At 43.7% G+C, this 16550-nt stretch carries 13 protein-coding genes; 5 read left to right on the top strand and 8 right to left on the bottom strand.

Annotation, left to right across the window (positions count from 1 at the left end):
- Positions 1-6 precede the first annotated feature (6 nt).
- The 3 genes from mfd (at position 7) to HC752_RS06160 (ending at position 4877) form a co-directional block, all read left to right on the top strand.
- Complete coding sequence (gene mfd, locus HC752_RS06170) at positions 7-3465, top strand: transcription-repair coupling factor (RefSeq protein ID WP_190334260.1); 3459 nt, start codon at positions 7-9, stop codon at positions 3463-3465.
- 80 nt (positions 3466-3545) lie between these two features.
- The gene (locus tag HC752_RS06165) at positions 3546-4310 is read left to right on the top strand and encodes a peptidoglycan binding protein CsiV (RefSeq protein ID WP_190334259.1); all 765 of its coding nucleotides are present in this window, start codon (positions 3546-3548) and stop codon (positions 4308-4310) included.
- A 21-nt stretch (positions 4311-4331) separates the two neighbouring features.
- On the top strand, positions 4332-4877 hold the full coding sequence (locus tag HC752_RS06160) for a GNAT family N-acetyltransferase (RefSeq protein ID WP_190334258.1): 546 nt from the start codon (positions 4332-4334) through the stop codon (positions 4875-4877).
- 117 nt (positions 4878-4994) lie between these two features.
- Here HC752_RS06160 and HC752_RS06155 read toward each other — a convergent pair whose 3' ends face one another.
- The 7 genes from HC752_RS06155 to hinT form a co-directional block, all read right to left on the bottom strand.
- Positions 4995-6284 carry an FAD-dependent oxidoreductase gene (locus HC752_RS06155; RefSeq protein ID WP_190334257.1) on the bottom strand — a complete coding sequence of 430 codons (1290 nt, stop codon included), beginning with the start codon at positions 6282-6284 and terminating at the stop codon, positions 4995-4997.
- 535 nt (positions 6285-6819) lie between these two features.
- Positions 6820-7368, bottom strand: coding sequence for an alpha/beta hydrolase YcfP (ycfP, locus tag HC752_RS06150; protein ID WP_190334256.1), 549 nt, complete (start codon positions 7366-7368; stop codon positions 6820-6822).
- A gap of 147 nt (positions 7369-7515) precedes the next feature.
- Positions 7516-8373 (bottom strand): phosphotransferase, encoded by an 858-nt coding sequence (locus HC752_RS06145; RefSeq protein WP_238930445.1) that lies wholly within the window; start codon positions 8371-8373, stop codon positions 7516-7518.
- Positions 8374-8422: 49 nt separating this feature from the next.
- Positions 8423-9013 (bottom strand): penicillin-binding protein activator LpoB, encoded by a 591-nt coding sequence (gene lpoB, locus HC752_RS06140; protein ID WP_190334254.1) that lies wholly within the window; start codon positions 9011-9013, stop codon positions 8423-8425.
- A gap of 9 nt (positions 9014-9022) precedes the next feature.
- The gene (locus HC752_RS06135; RefSeq protein WP_190334253.1) at positions 9023-9415 is read right to left on the bottom strand and encodes a YcfL family protein; all 393 of its coding nucleotides are present in this window, start codon (positions 9413-9415) and stop codon (positions 9023-9025) included.
- The gene (locus tag HC752_RS06130) at positions 9415-10743 is read right to left on the bottom strand and encodes a COG3014 family protein (RefSeq protein WP_238930444.1); all 1329 of its coding nucleotides are present in this window, start codon (positions 10741-10743) and stop codon (positions 9415-9417) included. Before HC752_RS06130 ends, HC752_RS06135 begins: the two co-directional genes overlap by 1 nt.
- A 144-nt stretch (positions 10744-10887) precedes the next feature.
- Positions 10888-11238 carry a purine nucleoside phosphoramidase gene (gene hinT / locus HC752_RS06125; RefSeq protein WP_104400714.1) on the bottom strand — a complete coding sequence of 117 codons (351 nt, stop codon included), beginning with the start codon at positions 11236-11238 and terminating at the stop codon, positions 10888-10890.
- Positions 11239-11887: 649 nt separating this feature from the next.
- On the opposite strand from hinT, the gene HC752_RS06120 reads away from it, so the two are divergent.
- Together HC752_RS06120 and HC752_RS06115 are read left to right on the top strand one after the other, a co-directional pair.
- Positions 11888-13879 carry a methyl-accepting chemotaxis protein gene (locus HC752_RS06120; RefSeq protein ID WP_190334252.1) on the top strand — a complete coding sequence of 664 codons (1992 nt, stop codon included), beginning with the start codon at positions 11888-11890 and terminating at the stop codon, positions 13877-13879.
- Positions 13880-14132: 253 nt separating this feature from the next.
- On the top strand, positions 14133-15296 hold the full coding sequence (locus tag HC752_RS06115) for a DUF1887 family protein (protein ID WP_190334251.1): 1164 nt from the start codon (positions 14133-14135) through the stop codon (positions 15294-15296).
- 113 nt (positions 15297-15409) lie between these two features.
- On the opposite strand, the gene udp is transcribed toward HC752_RS06115, so the two are convergent.
- Positions 15410-16168 (bottom strand): uridine phosphorylase, encoded by a 759-nt coding sequence (gene udp, locus HC752_RS06110; protein WP_190334250.1) that lies wholly within the window; start codon positions 16166-16168, stop codon positions 15410-15412.
- Positions 16169-16550 lie beyond the last annotated feature (382 nt).

The raw sequence follows: 16550 nt of genomic DNA, 5'->3' as shown, positions 1-16550 counted from the left end.
TTATTTATGCCTAATTCAAATCTTCTTTCTCTAGCGTTACCAAGTAACGCTAGAGATAAAAGGCACGTCGGTAACCTTAAAGGTTCGGCGCTGTCGATCGCTATCGCACAGCTGGCGGAGCAACACCAAGGTCACCTATTACTTGTCGTCCCTGACCCTCAATTGGCGCTGAAACTCTCCTCTGAGGTCGAACAATTTTCTCAGCGAAATGTTCACCTGTTTCCAGACTGGGAAACATTACCTTATGATAATTTTTCGCCTCATCAAGACATCATCTCTGACAGGATTGCGCACCTTTATCAGCTACCGAGTCAAAGCGATGGCATCACTGTTATTCCCGTAAGCACTTTGCTCCAACGTCAATCTCCTCGTAACTTCTTACTTCAACACACGTTAATGGTAAAACGTGGGGATAGCTATTCACTGGACGCATTGCGCCTACAATTAGAAAAATCCGGTTATAGGCACGTCGACCAAGTCTTCGGTCCGGGTGAATACGCAAGCCGAGGCTCAATCATCGACTTGTACCCCACTGGAGCAAGTGACCCTTATCGAATGGATTTTTTTGATGACGAAATCGACAGCATTCGCACATTCGATCCAGAAAATCAGCGTTCGATCGACGACATACAAGAAATTCGACTGTTACCTGCACACGAATTCCCGACAACCGAGCAAGCTATTGAGGATTTTCGTGGACGTTGGCGTCAGAAATTTGAAGCACGCCGAGAACCTGAATCCATTTATATGCAGATCAGCAAAGGGACATGGCCAGCCGGTATTGAATATTGGCAACCTCTATTCTTTGAAGAAACAGAGACATTGTTCGACTACCTCCCAGGCAACACGTTACTTGTTACCGTCGGTGACTTAGACAGTGCCGTAGATACATTCTTAACGGATGTACATTTCCGTTTTGAACAACGTAAAGTCGATCCACTTCGTCCCTTGCTTGAACCTGAAATCTTGTGGCTTAAAAAAGACGAATTGTATTCTCACTTCAAGTCATTGCCTCAGTCACTACTCAGTATGGAAGCCATTCCAGAAAAAGCAGGTCGTTCAAACGAAAACATAAGCGTTCTACCTGACTTGCGCGTTCAACACCAACACAAAGAACCCATGGCGTCACTTCGCCAGTTCATTGAACAATTTGGTGGTCAGGTCGTGTTCTCGGTTGAATCTGAGGGAAGGCGCGAAGCCTTGCTGGAACTGCTTCAGCGTATCAAATTGAAACCAGTAGAACATAGCCACCTTACTCTGGCTCTCAACTCTGAAGACAAAACCACTTTGATTCTTGGTGCAGCAGAGCATGGCTTCATCCATGAGTCTGCCAATATCGCGTTCATATGTGAAAGTGACCTGCTCGGCGATCGAGTGATTCAAAGACGCAAAAAAGATCGTAAGGCAGTCAATTCTGATACGGTTATTCGCCATTTAGCCGAGCTGAAGCCAGGTCAACCCGTCGTTCATTTAGATCACGGTATTGGGCGCTATACTGGGCTTCAAACGCTTGAAGCGGGTGGCATGCAAACGGAATACGTCACGCTCGAATATCAAAACGCGGCCAAACTTTATGTTCCCGTGTCCTCACTCAATCTTATTAGCCGTTATTCAGGGGGTGCCGAAGACAATGCACCGTTACACAAACTGGGTGGCGAAGCGTGGGCAAAAGCACGAAGAAAAGCCGCGGAAAAAGTTCGGGATGTTGCCGCTGAATTGTTGGATGTGTACGCTAAACGAGAACTCAAACCTGGATTCAAATTCAAACTAGACCGGGAACAATACGCCAACTTCAAAGCGACTTTCCCATTTGAAGAAACCGATGACCAAGCCATGGCGATTAACGCCGTATTGTCTGACATGTGTCAAGCAAAAGCGATGGACAGGTTAGTCTGTGGCGATGTGGGCTTCGGTAAAACAGAAGTGGCCATGAGAGCCGCTTTTGTCTCAACCGACAACAACAAACAAGTCGCGGTATTGGTTCCAACCACATTGTTGGCCCAACAGCATTTTGAAAACTTCCGAGACCGTTTCGCTAACCTACCGATTCGCGTGGAAGTCCTGTCTCGATTCAAATCAGCTAAAGAGCAAAAACAAATTCTAGAGGACGTCGAAGAGGGTAAAGTCGATATCATTATTGGCACCCATAAACTCTTGCAAAACGACATCCGGTTCCGAGATTTGGGGTTGCTTATTGTCGACGAAGAACACCGCTTTGGTGTACGTCAAAAAGAAAAAGTAAAATCCATGCGTGCCGACGTGGACATATTAACGCTAACCGCCACGCCCATTCCACGCACTCTGAATATGGCCATGAGTGGCATGCGCGATCTTTCTATCATCGCAACCCCTCCAGCACGAAGATTGGCAATTAAGACGTTTGTTCGCGAACGGGAAGATAGTGTGACGCGGGAAGCGGTACTGCGTGAAATTATGCGTGGTGGTCAGGTTTACTTCCTACACAACCAAGTCGAAACCATCGATAAAGTGGCAGCCGATCTTGAAAAATTGATCCCAGAAGCTCGAGTGGCCATTGCTCATGGTCAAATGAGAGAAAGAGAATTAGAACGCATCATGAATGATTTCTATCACCAGCGTTTTAATCTTTTAGTGTGTACAACCATCATTGAAACGGGTATTGACGTCCCAACCGCAAACACGATAATTATGGATCGAGCCGATAACCTTGGGTTGGCACAATTGCATCAATTGAGGGGACGTGTGGGTCGTTCACATCACCAAGCTTACGCGTATTTGCTCACGCCTCATCCAAAAGCGATGACGAAAGACGCCATTAAACGTCTGGATGCCATTGCGTCGCTCGAAGATTTGGGAGCAGGCTTCACCCTTGCTACGCACGATTTGGAAATTCGTGGCGCTGGTGAGCTCTTGGGTGACGACCAAAGTGGTCAGATTCAATCGGTTGGCTTTACTCTTTACATGGAGATGCTGGATCAAGCGGTAGAAGCATTAAAAGAAGGGAAAGAGCCTTCTTTGGATGAACTTCTTCGAGATCAAACCGAAGTGGAGCTTCGCTTACCTGCATTGCTGCCAGATGACTATATTCCTGACATCAATACACGTTTATCAATGTACAAGCGCATTGCGAGTGTGAGTACAGAAAATGAATTGTCAGAAATGAAAGTCGAACTCATCGACAGATTTGGCACACTTCCTGACGCGGCTAAAAACTTACTTGCGATCAGCGAAGTGAAACTGACTGCCGGTAAGATGCACATCAAGAAAATCGAGGCACATGCTAAAGGCGGATTTATTGAATTTTATCCTACCGCTGACATTAACCCCGCATTTCTTGTTAAATTGCTGCAATCAGCACCGAAAAAATATGGTATGGAAGGTCCAACCAAGCTGAAGTTTGCGATACCATTAACCGATCGCCGTGAAAGAGTACGTTTTATTAACGACTTACTTCAACAGTTTGCTGAGAATCGCCTGCCAAGTTAAACCGTAATTTGGTACGCTTACCGAATGCCTATTTACAGCCAAAGAGTGGCATACCACCACTCTTACCTGACGGAGCAACAATGAAAAAACTGATCCCAATACTGCTGTGCCTATTCTCATTTGAATCTTTGGCAGCGCGACAATTTGATATTGAAGTCATCTTGTTTAAACGAGCAGTGGATCCTGAACTTGTGAATGAAGCTTGGCCAAATCAAAACCCACAGATTAATTTAGAGGGTGCCTACTCTTTCCAAGATACAGAGAACATTCGTCGTAAAGGTGCCGTGTTACTGCCAAAATCAAGCTATATGCTCAACGCTCAATATGAAGCGTTAAGAAAGCACGCAGCGTTTACCCCTCTTATCCATGTCGCTTGGCGACAAGGCGACAGAGGCAGTCAAAGTGCACCAGTGTTTCGTATTACCGCAGGAAAAGATTATTCTCAACAATTCGATGAGACCGGGAAAGCCCGCAAAAAAAACCAGTTAGTTGCCAATTTAGGTGATGGCATTACCGAAGAAACGAATTTCCAGCCAAACTATGAACTGGAAGGAAAACTGCAAGTTTACGTACAGCATTACTTGTTTGCAGACATTAAGCTTGATTTGAAAAAACCAAGTATTCGTGATGTCGCATTCGAAGAAAAAACGCTAGAGCTAGCGCCTGAAGAAGGTAACGATACCATTCAAATTGGTCACTTGGAGTCTGTCTCTCCAACATTGCAGGTTGAAGAGTTTCTTAAATCTTACCGCATGGATCAAAAACGACGTATGCGCAGCGGTGAAACCCATTACTTAGATCACCCATTAATGGGTATGATCATTCAAGTCCGTCGTGTTAACTAAGTCGTTCGATTCGTATTGACTATGCACTTTTCGCCTGATTTTTGCATCATCACCAAAAGAATCGAGCTTCGTTTGATTAAAAATGAAGAAGTTGAATCGTTTACGCAAGCTATTCAAACCTCGCCATCTCTTCACCAATGGCTCGATTGGTGCGACCATGATTTTTCGACTGAAGACGGTTACGATTTCCTCATCGCCAATCGGCTCAACTGGTTAAAAGGTCTCGCGTTTGGCTTCGGAATTTTTGAGAGAGAGACGAACCAATTTATTGGTATGGTCGCACTCACCGAACGATATTTGTCTTTCAATATGGGGTGCTTGGGCTATTGGATTTCTGATTCGCATCAACATCAAGGCTATGGAAAGGAAGCACTGGATGCTTTGATTGAATGTTGTTTCAGCAAAATGAAACTCACTCGACTAGAAATTGTATGCGACCCCGAGAACATCATCAGCCATAAAATTGCCGAAAAATGCGGTGCCATTTGCGAAGGAATCGCACGGAACCGTTTTGTGCATAATGGGAAGCCAAAAGATGGCCTTGTTTACTCGATTATTCCTCAGTAATTCTCGTATAACTGAAATGTAATTGCCTAGAAAAGAAGCGTTTCATATAAAAAGGGCTCATACGAGCCCTTTTGCTTTGTTCGCTAAACGCTTACTTCTTAATTAAACACGCTAAAATTAATGCAGTTTTAAGTTTGGACGTAACACGCGGTTAATTCGACCAACCAGCATCATAAGCCCCGTTTTAATAACGCCATGCAACGCCATTTGGTGCATTCTGTACAGTGATATATAGACCACTCTGGCAATCCGACCTTCGACCATCATAGAGCCTTTTGTAAGGTTCCCCATTAAACTGCCTACGGTAGAGAATCGACTGAGTGAAACCAATGAGCCATGATCTTTGTATACGTAGGGCTTTATTTCGCGCCCATTCAATTTCGCGACAATGTTGGTGAACGCCTGACTTGCCATTTGGTGCGCGGCTTGGGCGCGCGGTGGCACAAATTTCCCATCAGCTTGAGTGCACTGAGCAAGATCACCAATTACAAATATATCGTCATCACGTGTGGTTTGTAATGTGTCTTTCACAACCAATTGATTAATGCGGTTTGTTTCCAACCCTGCGATATCTTTGATGAAATCAGGCGCTTTGATTCCGGCTGCCCAAACCATAATTTGAGCATGAATCTTCTCACCGTCTTTGGTCGTCAGGCCGTCTGCATCGGCTTGAGTGACCATCGTTGCCGTGCGTACATTTACACCAAGTTTCGTTAGCTCTTGGTGCGCGGCACTGGAAATGCGAGGTGGCAATGCAGGCAGAATTCGCTCACCCGCTTCAACAAGGTTTACGTTGAGTTTGCTGGAATCCAAATCCCCAAAACCATAAGTTCGGAGTTCTTTGACGGCATTGTGAAGCTCGGCGGAAAGTTCTACGCCCGTTGCACCAGCGCCCACAATTGCAATATCAACGGTACCTTGACCATTTTTTGCATGCAGTTTTAAGAACTCATTGTTCATTTCCGTTCGGAAACGATGAGCTTGTTCAGGGCTATCTAGGAAAATACAATGATCTCGGACACCTGGGGTGTTAAAGTCATTTGAGGTAGAGCCAATTGCCATAACAAGAATGTCGTATTCTAACTCTCGCTCTGGCATTAGAAGTTCGTTTTGCTCGTCGCGAAGCTCGGTTAAGGAAATTACCTTACGCTCTCGATCAATGTCTTTTAAGCTGCCCATTTGAAAATCAAAATGATGATTTTTAGCATGAGCTCGGTAGCTTAACGCATCGACACCTTCATCCAAAGAACCCGTTGCCACTTCATGCAACAGCGGTTTCCATAAATGGCTGGCTTTACGGTCAACCAAAGTCACGTTTGCGCGCCTCTTTCGACCCAACGTCCGTCCGAGCTTGGTGGCAAGTTCAAGACCACCTGCACCACCGCCTACAACTATAATACGCGTCACAACGACACTCCTATGTAATACAAAAAATATTGGCTCCCGCTGTTTAAACAGCCAAAGCATTGAATTCTTTTTGGGCTTGTATTGAAGCCTCATATCAGCGAAGTGAAGGGAAACCTAAGGAATCACTATTTGGACTAAAGTGTGCTCTAGCACATAGATATTGGGCAAGCTTCTTACTCGCTCTCAAATTTTCTTGATATTTATCAAAAATCATTATAAAGCCCCGCACCAACTTGGCAACTTATGTTTTAAAGAAATCCTTTGTTTTCAGACTAATTGACGTGTTTTTGAACCATTCGATGTCATCTTTTATGGGGTTTATCTGCCGTAGGAATGAACTGAGGTCCAAAGTACCAAGACTTGACGTTCTGTGAAAGGAAAGAGCAAAGGGATGATGGCTAGATGTAAGGAGTAATTCACTGGACTATATTGAATACCCCTCAAAAACTGACAAAAAACACACATTAAGTGCCTAGCTATGAGCCATCCATGTTAAAAATGCCACTTTAAACGTGGCACTTTTCGGATATTATCTTCAACTTACACTTTGCTCTTTAAACTGCTTCATCATCTGTAAATGTTGCGAGATTTTTTTGAATTTGTGGGTTTCAGATTCATCCCAAATGACTTGATAATAGGGCTCAAGCTCCTCAGCCGTTAACTGATTGTCTCGGATTTCATCTTCGCGTGATAATATCACAAGGCAGTTATCTTTATTTCTTGTTCTGAATTTTTCAACACATTTTGTGGCGATATCTTCGTATTCTTCAGGTCGATCTATGCGCCCTTGCATATTGTCTTCTGGGTGCAAGTTGGGGTTAAAAATAACTTGTTTAATACCCGACAAAAATCCAATTCGTTCAGACCAATATCCACCTAACCCCACACCACATATCATCGGGTTTGGATCGGAAGACATTTCCATTGCTTTATGGACTTCTTTTAACAAATGCTGCATGTCGTGCTTGGGATGCAAAGTACTGTAGTTTATGAATCGAATATCATCATCAATAAACTGAAGTTGGAGTACTTTCTCGTGATTTCCTGGGCTGGTTGAGTCAAAGCCGTGCAAGTAGATAATCATGGAACCTCCTACGGTGCCATTTGGATTTATTATTTGACAAATCTACCACGAACATTGGGGTTTTAAAGATTCAATAAAAGGGAATGTTTAGGATAGTGACCCTTCTAACAGTTTTATGCTCCGCTCCTCTCTTTAATGTGCATGCTTTCAAATAAGCGTTTTTAATAGCTCCGATTTCAATTGCTGAGACCGCTCGAGATACAAGACATTGCCCCACAACTGATAGCCTATTTGATACCACAACATCCCTAACAATCTTATTTTAGGTAGCCACAATTCCACACTTTGCTGCCACTCATCCATATCGGACAAATCAATGCCACGATAATGGCAGTACATCGCTACGGCTATTTCAGGGTTAAGACCAGAAACGTCAATTGTCATCGCCAGATCCATCCTAGGATCACCAATAGCCGAATATTCCCAATCAATGACACCAATACCATCATGCGTTCGAATCAAGTTGTAAGCCCCAAAATCAAAATGACATAAGGTTTTGAATGATTCAGGTAAGTAAAGGGGTTCTCGATGCTTTCTATAAAGCCTGACAAGGTCTTCGTCTCTCTTCTTATCATCTAGCTGCATCCACAAATGATCGACTTTTTCGGAAAACAACAGTTTTTGGATGGGCTTATCGTTTATCTGCACTTTATGGATCGTTGCAAGCATGAGCAATAACTCGTCCTGAGAAATCTGATCGTCGACAGGGTGACCGTCAATCCAGCTGACAAGCAGTCCCCGTTCGTTGTTTAGTATTGGATCTGGCGAGAATGGATAAGGTGCAAGTGCCATTAAAAGATGGTATTCGTTCGCTCGAGAAATACCGAATACAGAAGTACTTCTTGAAATGGGTCGCCATACGAATTGGCGACCATGATGGGATATTTTCCAGCATCGATTGCTAAGCCCACCAGAAAGAAGTTCCATCTCTTCTGGTGGGTCAGGAAAATAGTCGCTAAGTGATACTAAGGAATCATCAAGTTGAATTGCTTCTTGCCATCCCATTTTTGCCACTTAGCACTTCCCCTTCACTTCGTTTTTATAAATATAACAATTAAAGACCTAAGAAACTTTTAGATTTTTGCTTACGGATTTCCGTTTCGTCAGCCCATTCAATTAGACCGGTTTCTAAATCCATCAAACGCATCGTCATTTTGTAGTAAACGTCTTGGTCACTGCCAGCATTCTTAACAATGCTTGATAAGTTTCCGTACAGCATATATTGCGCACCCACCATTTTACCAAACTGGATAGCACTGCTTCGATTCACTAGCTCATCATTATTCTGGAAGTTCAATTGCTCGCGCACCGATTCAACACGCCCCATATCAACAAAGCGAAACTTACCAGAATTCAGCATCTTAGTGCTGATTGAATCCGTGATAGATTCCGTATCGATATGCTCGCTGGTTTTGTTTTTGATTCGCTCAACAAAAACGATAGGACGACTCTCACGAGTGATTGCTGTTACAGAACCAGACATCAGCATACTGTCTACCATTTGACCCGCAATCGTTTGTAAATCGGTAGATCCAAAATCAATCGTCGTCGTTTCAACGGCTTGAGCGTCACCGTAAGACACTTGGTTTGAACAACCACTCAAAATTGCAGCGAGTCCAAGTAGGGCAATTGCACTTTTTTTCATAATGTTTCCTTAGTTATTTGCTTGGCGAATTTGAACACGGTACTGAGTCGCGTTAGGGTTTACAGAGACTTCTGAAATAGAAATCGTCTCAAAACCTCTAATAATGACTTTGCGCCAAGCGCCCGGTTTACTGTTTACTTCTAAGCCTTTGTCATCATACCAATAAAAGCGATATTGAACGTGTTGGTCGCCTTGGTATCGGCTAGCCAAACGAACAATACCACGTGCGTGACCATTCACTTCATCGGTATCAATATTATCGATATCCAAACGACCACCTAAAACGTTGTCGTTCATAATCACTCTTTGTGATTGTCCGTCAATACTCAAGCCAGCAGTCGGCGTCTGAGCACAACCGAACGCTGCAATCGCAGACAATAGTACAATTGATATTTTCTTCATTAGATAGCCCCTAATTGTTTGTGCCACACTGACGATCCTGTCCCTTGTCGTGATACCCAAACCAAAGTAGTTTGTCCGGCTTTAACATTAAAAGTATAGTTTTGACCGTTCACAACAAGAGTATGTTCCCCTGAACTCACTTGTTGACTGCTACTGTATACCTCGGCAGGCAATGTTTGCCAACTGCGAGTATCTGCTTGCTCTGTAAGTGCGTTCCAGATACTGAATAATGCGTTACCGATTCCATCCTCTTTTGCCGCTTCCCTTCTAAGCTGATCTTTGGCAACGACACGCAATGCTTGTCGAATCACGATGCTTGGCATCCGCTCATTAAGATTGTTTTGCGCCATAAGATTGACATCGACAAGCTCCGAACTGTTTAACGTCTGACCATTCAACATCAAGCCTGCCGACGGATAACTCTCACTGTTTGGGTAATAGGGTAAGGCTAACGTATGGATTGATATCAGGTCATCTCTGGAACTGTATATGGGTAAAGAATAGCTCCAAGAATCCATAGCTTTCACGATACGCTGCTCATCCAAAACAATCACTCTGCCTTTATCTGCGGGCAGTTTAGAGTATTGACCATAGCGCGCTTCATACACGTTTAAATCTTGTCGCATGCCAAGCTTATGACCGACACGCAGCACACCATCAATCACTTCTTTATTCTCTGGCATAACACCTAACGCGCGCTTGTAATCGATGTAAGCGCTGTTTAGATCGTTGTCTGTTTCATACAGCAACGCCGACAAATAAAGTAAGTAGCCATTTTGAACCGCTTGAAGCGTTTTACCTGCGTCTGGATAATTGGCCATAATGGAAGCAATGTTAGGCGAGACACCTTGCTTTGTTGCAGATTCTTGTGCCGATTCAAGTTCGGATTGTCTGCGCTTTTTGGCTTGCTCTTGAACTTGGTTCGCTCTGCGCATTTCAACGAGTGCACCGGACAAGTCATTTTTCTTAAGGTAATTCAACCCTAGATATAAATGCAAAAAACCCAATTCATAGTCTGCAGGTTCATAGGTTGTCAGATTATCATTCGTCGCCAATGCGCCAATAGATGAAACGGCTGCACTGACTGAAATGACCGCCCTGTCGTTTAATGCTCTTACCGCGTTATCACTCACTTGCAGAAACGATAAACTTTGCGGATAGTCTTTTGCTAAAAAAGATACCCTGCCTTTTTCCATATTATCCAAGATTGGACCAGCGATATCGCGAGTGAATCCGGCTTGTGCTTCAATATAGTTTCCGTTGCGAACAGCAAAATAGACTTCTTGTGTTTGCTCGCTGTAATGACTAAACAGGTTTCCGGCAGACATCGTCGTACAAGCACTCAACAGAGCACTTGAGCCAATAACTGCCACTTTTTGGATCACACTTGTTTTTCGAACAAAAAACACTCCGGCCCCTAACGTTTTCTTCGTATTTTTAATAGGCTATGAATTCTATCAAATCTATCTTAATTAGCTGATAAGCATAGGACCAAGTGGTTGTCCACCAACCAAATGCATGTGTATATGGTATACCTCTTGCCCACCATGAGCATTGCAATTCACGATGAGTCGGTAACCATCTTGTGCCACGCCTTCTTGCTCTGCGATTTTTCTCGCGGCGGTAAACATACGACCCATCATGGCTTCATCTTCGGCCTCTACGTCGTTAGTGGTAGGAATAAGTTTATTGGGAATGATCAGAATATGCTTCGGAGCACGAGGGTTAATATCGCGAAACGCAGTCACCATATCGTCTTGAAATACAATATCTGCTGGAATTTCTTTATTGATAATCTTTGTAAATATGGTTTCTTCAGCCATAGTCGCAAGCTCCTGAGTGATTGACTGCAATAAATGAACACCAAGTTCTTTGATTGTATACTCAAGTGACCTCAGGATTCAGAGCCTCATAGGCTATTCCTGTTCTAGGAGAAGGGCGCCGTGGAATGACGAATCCTTTCCGAGTTCTTTGACGATGACATGGAACAGTGTTTAGGCTCCCAAGGACGAGTATAACAAGCTTCCATACTGCGTTACCGATGTTTAATAAAGAAAGCGATAGCTTCTTAAAGCTCTATTTTCGTATCGGTGCCTTGCCTCAAAGCCAGTTACTTCTCACATACAAAGAAGCCGCTGAACCAAGCATCTTGAGGTTACTTGGGTATAATACAAATACGTTTTTGATACAGAAACAATAGTATGGCGGAACCCATGACAGATGACAATAAAAAACACTGTACATAACACACTCATTATATCGAGCAACGTAATTATAATTTTGTTACCAAAAACACTTCTGAACTCATATCACACACAAAAATGTTTAAGGCTCGTCAAAGTAAAGTTTTGAAACCCATCGTAAAATACCCCCGTTACATTTATTTATTTTTTGGCTCAGTCGATACCCCAATGTGAAAAACAATTGTAGGTTCTGGCACTTTTCGAGCCTTTTTATTTGGGAGAGAAACGTATGAAGGGTTCAGTCATACGGCGCATGTATGCGGGCTTTGCACTCATTGTAGTGCTCTTCATTACGACCATTACTATCATGATGGGCGGAATGGATAAAATACACACCAACTTCGAGACGGTGTCAAACACGTCTTTACCTTTAGTTTCAATGTCTAACCAAACAAGTGTTAGGCTACTTTCTGCTGATAAAGCATTTAAGGATTTCCTAACGACGCAAAGTCAATCCCGCATGGACAACTCCAAAGCGGCGTTCATCGAAGCTCAAAATAATTTTCAAGACGCGTTGATTGCTTTAGAAGAAGCCAGCCGTTCTATTCCTGAAATCGGTTCTCGAATTGAGGACTTACGTCAAATGGAGGGGCAATATTTTGAAGAAGCCATCGAGGCGATGGACAATTACAAGGCGATGTTTTCGGCTCAGGAAGAGGTGCAAAAATCATCTCGAGATTTCCATAGATTGCATACTGAGCTCAGTGTTCGAATGAAGGAGCACGTCAATAAGCAAGACAATATTGCCGTAAAAGTCATGTCTGGGAGCTATTTCGACAAACTGAAAGACTCTCAAACGGTCACCTCTGATGCACTTGCAAGCAGTGATACGGAATTTGTGAGAGCAGCTGTAAACAAGAATAAAAAAGCCGTGACTCATTTAAATTACGCATACCGAGGACTAGCCAATCATCTTCCTTCTTTAAAAGAGGTCTTCGATGAGTCTGTTAACCAGTTTACTCGTGATGTAGGAAAAGCCGGAGGCGTGCTGGATCAGCATTATACCTACTTAATTGCGCGTCAAAAGCTCTACGACAACATTGCGAATTTAGCAATCAAAGTGGATGATTCGATGAAGCTACTTGAATCGTTCAATGAGGTGGCTTCTAACCAACTTGGAAAATCGCTTGAAGAAGCGGGAACGGTCTATGAAGAAGGATACATTAAGGCTATCGGTATCGGCGTGATTGTTTGTGCCATCGCTCTTGGAATTGGCTACCACGTTGCACACAGTGTGCGAGAGCCACTAACACGAATCTTATCGACATTGGAAAGCCTCACCGCTGGGGATATGACAAAACGTATTAATATACGCTACGACAACGAATTCAGTCGAGTAAGTCGACATATCAACTCACTGGCCGACAATCTTCATAATATTTTGCAAGAGCTCAATGAAGCCGCTGACGAACTCACCGAAGTGGCGTCTGCGAATAGAAGCACCTCTGTCGGTGCCCAAAACCAATTAAACGCTCAGCGGGAACAAACTGCAGGAGTGGCCACCGCAATGACGGAAATGGAACACTCCGTCACAGAGGTTGCACAAAGTGCACAAAGATCCTCGGATATGGTTCATCAAGTGGGGACGGCATCGGAATCTGGCAGAAAGATTATGAATGCGAACATCTCAACTATTAATCAGCTTGAAAACCGATTAAATGAATCCGTTAATGCTGTCTCTCAACTTCAGCGAATGAGCAGTGAAATTGGCTCTATTTTAGATGTGATTAGCAGTATCGCAGAGCAAACCAACTTACTTGCGTTAAACGCCGCTATCGAGGCGGCTCGCGCGGGAGAACAAGGCCGTGGTTTCGCAGTGGTGGCAGATGAAGTTAGGGTGCTGGCTCAAAAAACGACACATTCAACGAGTGAAATTGAAAGTATGATCAGCAACCTCCAGAGCAGTTCTCAGTCAGCTAGTCAGGTAATAAAAAGCTGCATGGACGATATGGAGCAATCTGTTACCCAAGCTTCTCATGCGAACAATGCAATGGAAGAAATTCAGGCGCTGATTTTGGAAATCAGCCACATGAGTAATCATATTTCACAAGCGGCAGCAGAGCAGCAAGCAACATCCAGCAGTATTGCTCGAAGCTTAAACGACATTCATAACATCGCGAATCAAAGCTACGAGGCGATGTCTGAAATCGCAACAGTCAGCCAAGACCTCACGCGTCTGTCCCGTCAACAAGGTGATATTGTTCACCGCTTTAAGCTTTAAGTCTGAGCTTTCAATTTATAACTCAAAGCCCACCTCAACGTGGGCTTACTTCTTTACTTAAAATAGCCATATCAATAAGTGCATCAATGGCACAAAGTGCTTATTCTCTATACCACACTGTTGAGCCCATATCGTAAAGATGCAGTTTTCGAGGCGCGGCTCTTGTTATTTATTTGCCCCATCCCCATAACTTAATGACTTGCTGATTTTTCTACTCTCATTTTCCAGCAGGTTCGTTTATTGAGGACATGACATGGCCGTACATGTAGGTATTATCGATCAAGATCCTGTGCGACTCGTGACCCCGCTTTTGGATCACAGAACAATAAGTACGCACATCGTATTCATTGGCGATAAGAATCAAGAATCTATGTACCAAAGACTCTACTCGATACTGAAGCCAAGAGGCATTACTTCCGAGTTTTACGAAATCCCGAGTGCTGTTAATACATCAAAAATTAAAAAATCCATTCAAGCACTTGCGGAAGATTTGCAAACTCGAAATGTGGACGTCAAGCTCAATGCCAGCTGTGGATTGAGACATCGATTGTTATCGGTTTACGAAGTGTTTCGCACATATCACTGGCCAATTTTTGTGGTTGAACCATTCAGTGACAAGCTTTGCTGGTTGTACCCTGACGGACGCGAAGATGCTCAAGTGCAAGATCACATAAAAATTGAAGATTATCTTACGATTTTTGGGGCAAGAAGTGAGTTCTCTGAACAAGTCATTCCCGAGCAACTCGATCAAAAGCTCTATCAGCTGGGAGAGCGCTGGGCGGGGAATGCCATTGAACTTGGTCCTGGTCTCGCCACACTAAATTACTTAGCAACAACCTGCCGTAAAGAACAGAAGCTGGATGTTTCACTGACTGAAAAGCAACAAGGTTACCGAGAATTGGACATACTCATCTCTGATCTTGTCGATACCGAATTAGCCACGTATGAAAATGGCGTTCTAACGTTTGCCAACGAAGACGCGCGGCGTTTTTCCAATGGTGAATGGCTAGAAAACCTGGTGCACAGCACTGTTAAACAAATTCAGGACGAGCTCCCAACCATCCAAGATCGCTCATTGAACGTTCAAGTCTATCGCCAACTTGGTGAAAAAGAAGTGAGAAATGAATTGGACATCGCGACAGTCGTCAATAACAAGCTACACATTATTGAATGTAAAACAAAAGGCATGAGAGACGACGGAGACGATACTCTATACAAATTGGAATCACTCAGAGACTTACTTGGTGGGTTGCAGGCTCGTGCGATGTTGGTTAGCTTCCGCCCACTTCGCCACAACGACATTACTCGGGCAGAAGACTTAGGGTTAGCGTTAATTGGCCCCGATGAATTAAAAGATCTTAAGTCAAACCTCACTTCTTGGTTTAAAGACGCTGGTGGGCATGAAGAGTTAGACTAAAGCTTATTGAAGCTTACGCTCGTTGAGCACTCGGCACGTCGCTAAATTTCTTTCCTAATACTCAAAAAGGGCATCACTGATGCCCTTTTTAACGTTGCACTTGTGCTCTGGATTTACAGCATTTTACGTGCTGCCTCGACCACGATTTTGATCGCTTTTGCTTCCGTCTCTTTCAACGTGCTGTGATCGGGTGTTTCTTTTTGTGTGCGGTTAATGATAACGCCCGCGATACAACCGGCTTTCAGACCAGAGCTCGCACACATGGTTAACAACGTTGCGGACTCCATTTCAAAATTTAGCACACCCATGTCTTGCCATTCTTGCATGGAACCTTGAAAACGCTTCACAACACGACCAGAGAAGGTATCGTAACGCTCTTGCCCTGGGTAAAACGTATCACTTGATGCCGTTACCCCCATATGTGCCGTCGCGCCAGCTTCAACTACCGCCTCTTTCATCGCTGTCGCGATATCGAAGTCAGCAACAGCAGGGAATTCCATTGGAGCAAAATGCAGGCTGGCACCGTCTAGACGAACAGAACCTGTGGTAACAATCATATCGCCCACGTTCACGTGTGGTTGGATCGCGCCTGTTGTACCCACACGTAAGAAAGTACGAACACCCAGTTGAGCAAGCTCTTCAACAGCGATAGACGTTGAAGGACCACCGATACCTGTGGAACAAACCACGACAGGCTTTCCATCTAATTCTGCTCGGTACAACGTATATTCACGGTGACTTGCCAAAAATACAGGGTTTTCCATTTGCTCCGCAATTTTTTGAACACGAGCAGGATCACCAGGGATGATAGCCAATGCAGAGCCAGCAAGGTCTTCTTTGGTAACACCTAAGTGAAATACAGCTTCAGACATAAGGAACTCCTTTGTTGTCATTTGTTTCGTCACCCCTATAAATTATAAAAGGAATTTTACCCTTCACTTTATTTTTCACTTTACTCCAGAAAAAAGGAGAACAAGCCGAACTCATTTGAATTCGGCTTGTTACAAGTTTTGGGGTATTTAGATTGATTAATGGGGACTGGATTACTGTAACCGACTACACGTTATTGATTGGTGATCAAGTTCACGAATTTATTTATAGAGCAACAAGCAATTTCACACTTTATAGATCTGAATCACACTCAAGTATCCTATCGTCTGGAATGTTCCAAATATGGATCAAGCGAAAGAAATGAAAGAAATGAAAGAAATGAAAGAAATGAAAGAAATGAAAGAAATGAGTTTAACCCTATAA

Origin of the sequence: Vibrio sp. S9_S30 (assembly GCF_014694455.1) — a bacterium.
Taxonomy (GTDB): Bacteria; Pseudomonadota; Gammaproteobacteria; order Enterobacterales; family Vibrionaceae; genus Vibrio.
Note: the sequence above shows the minus strand (reverse complement) of the source record. Positions and strands in the feature narration are given on the sequence as shown.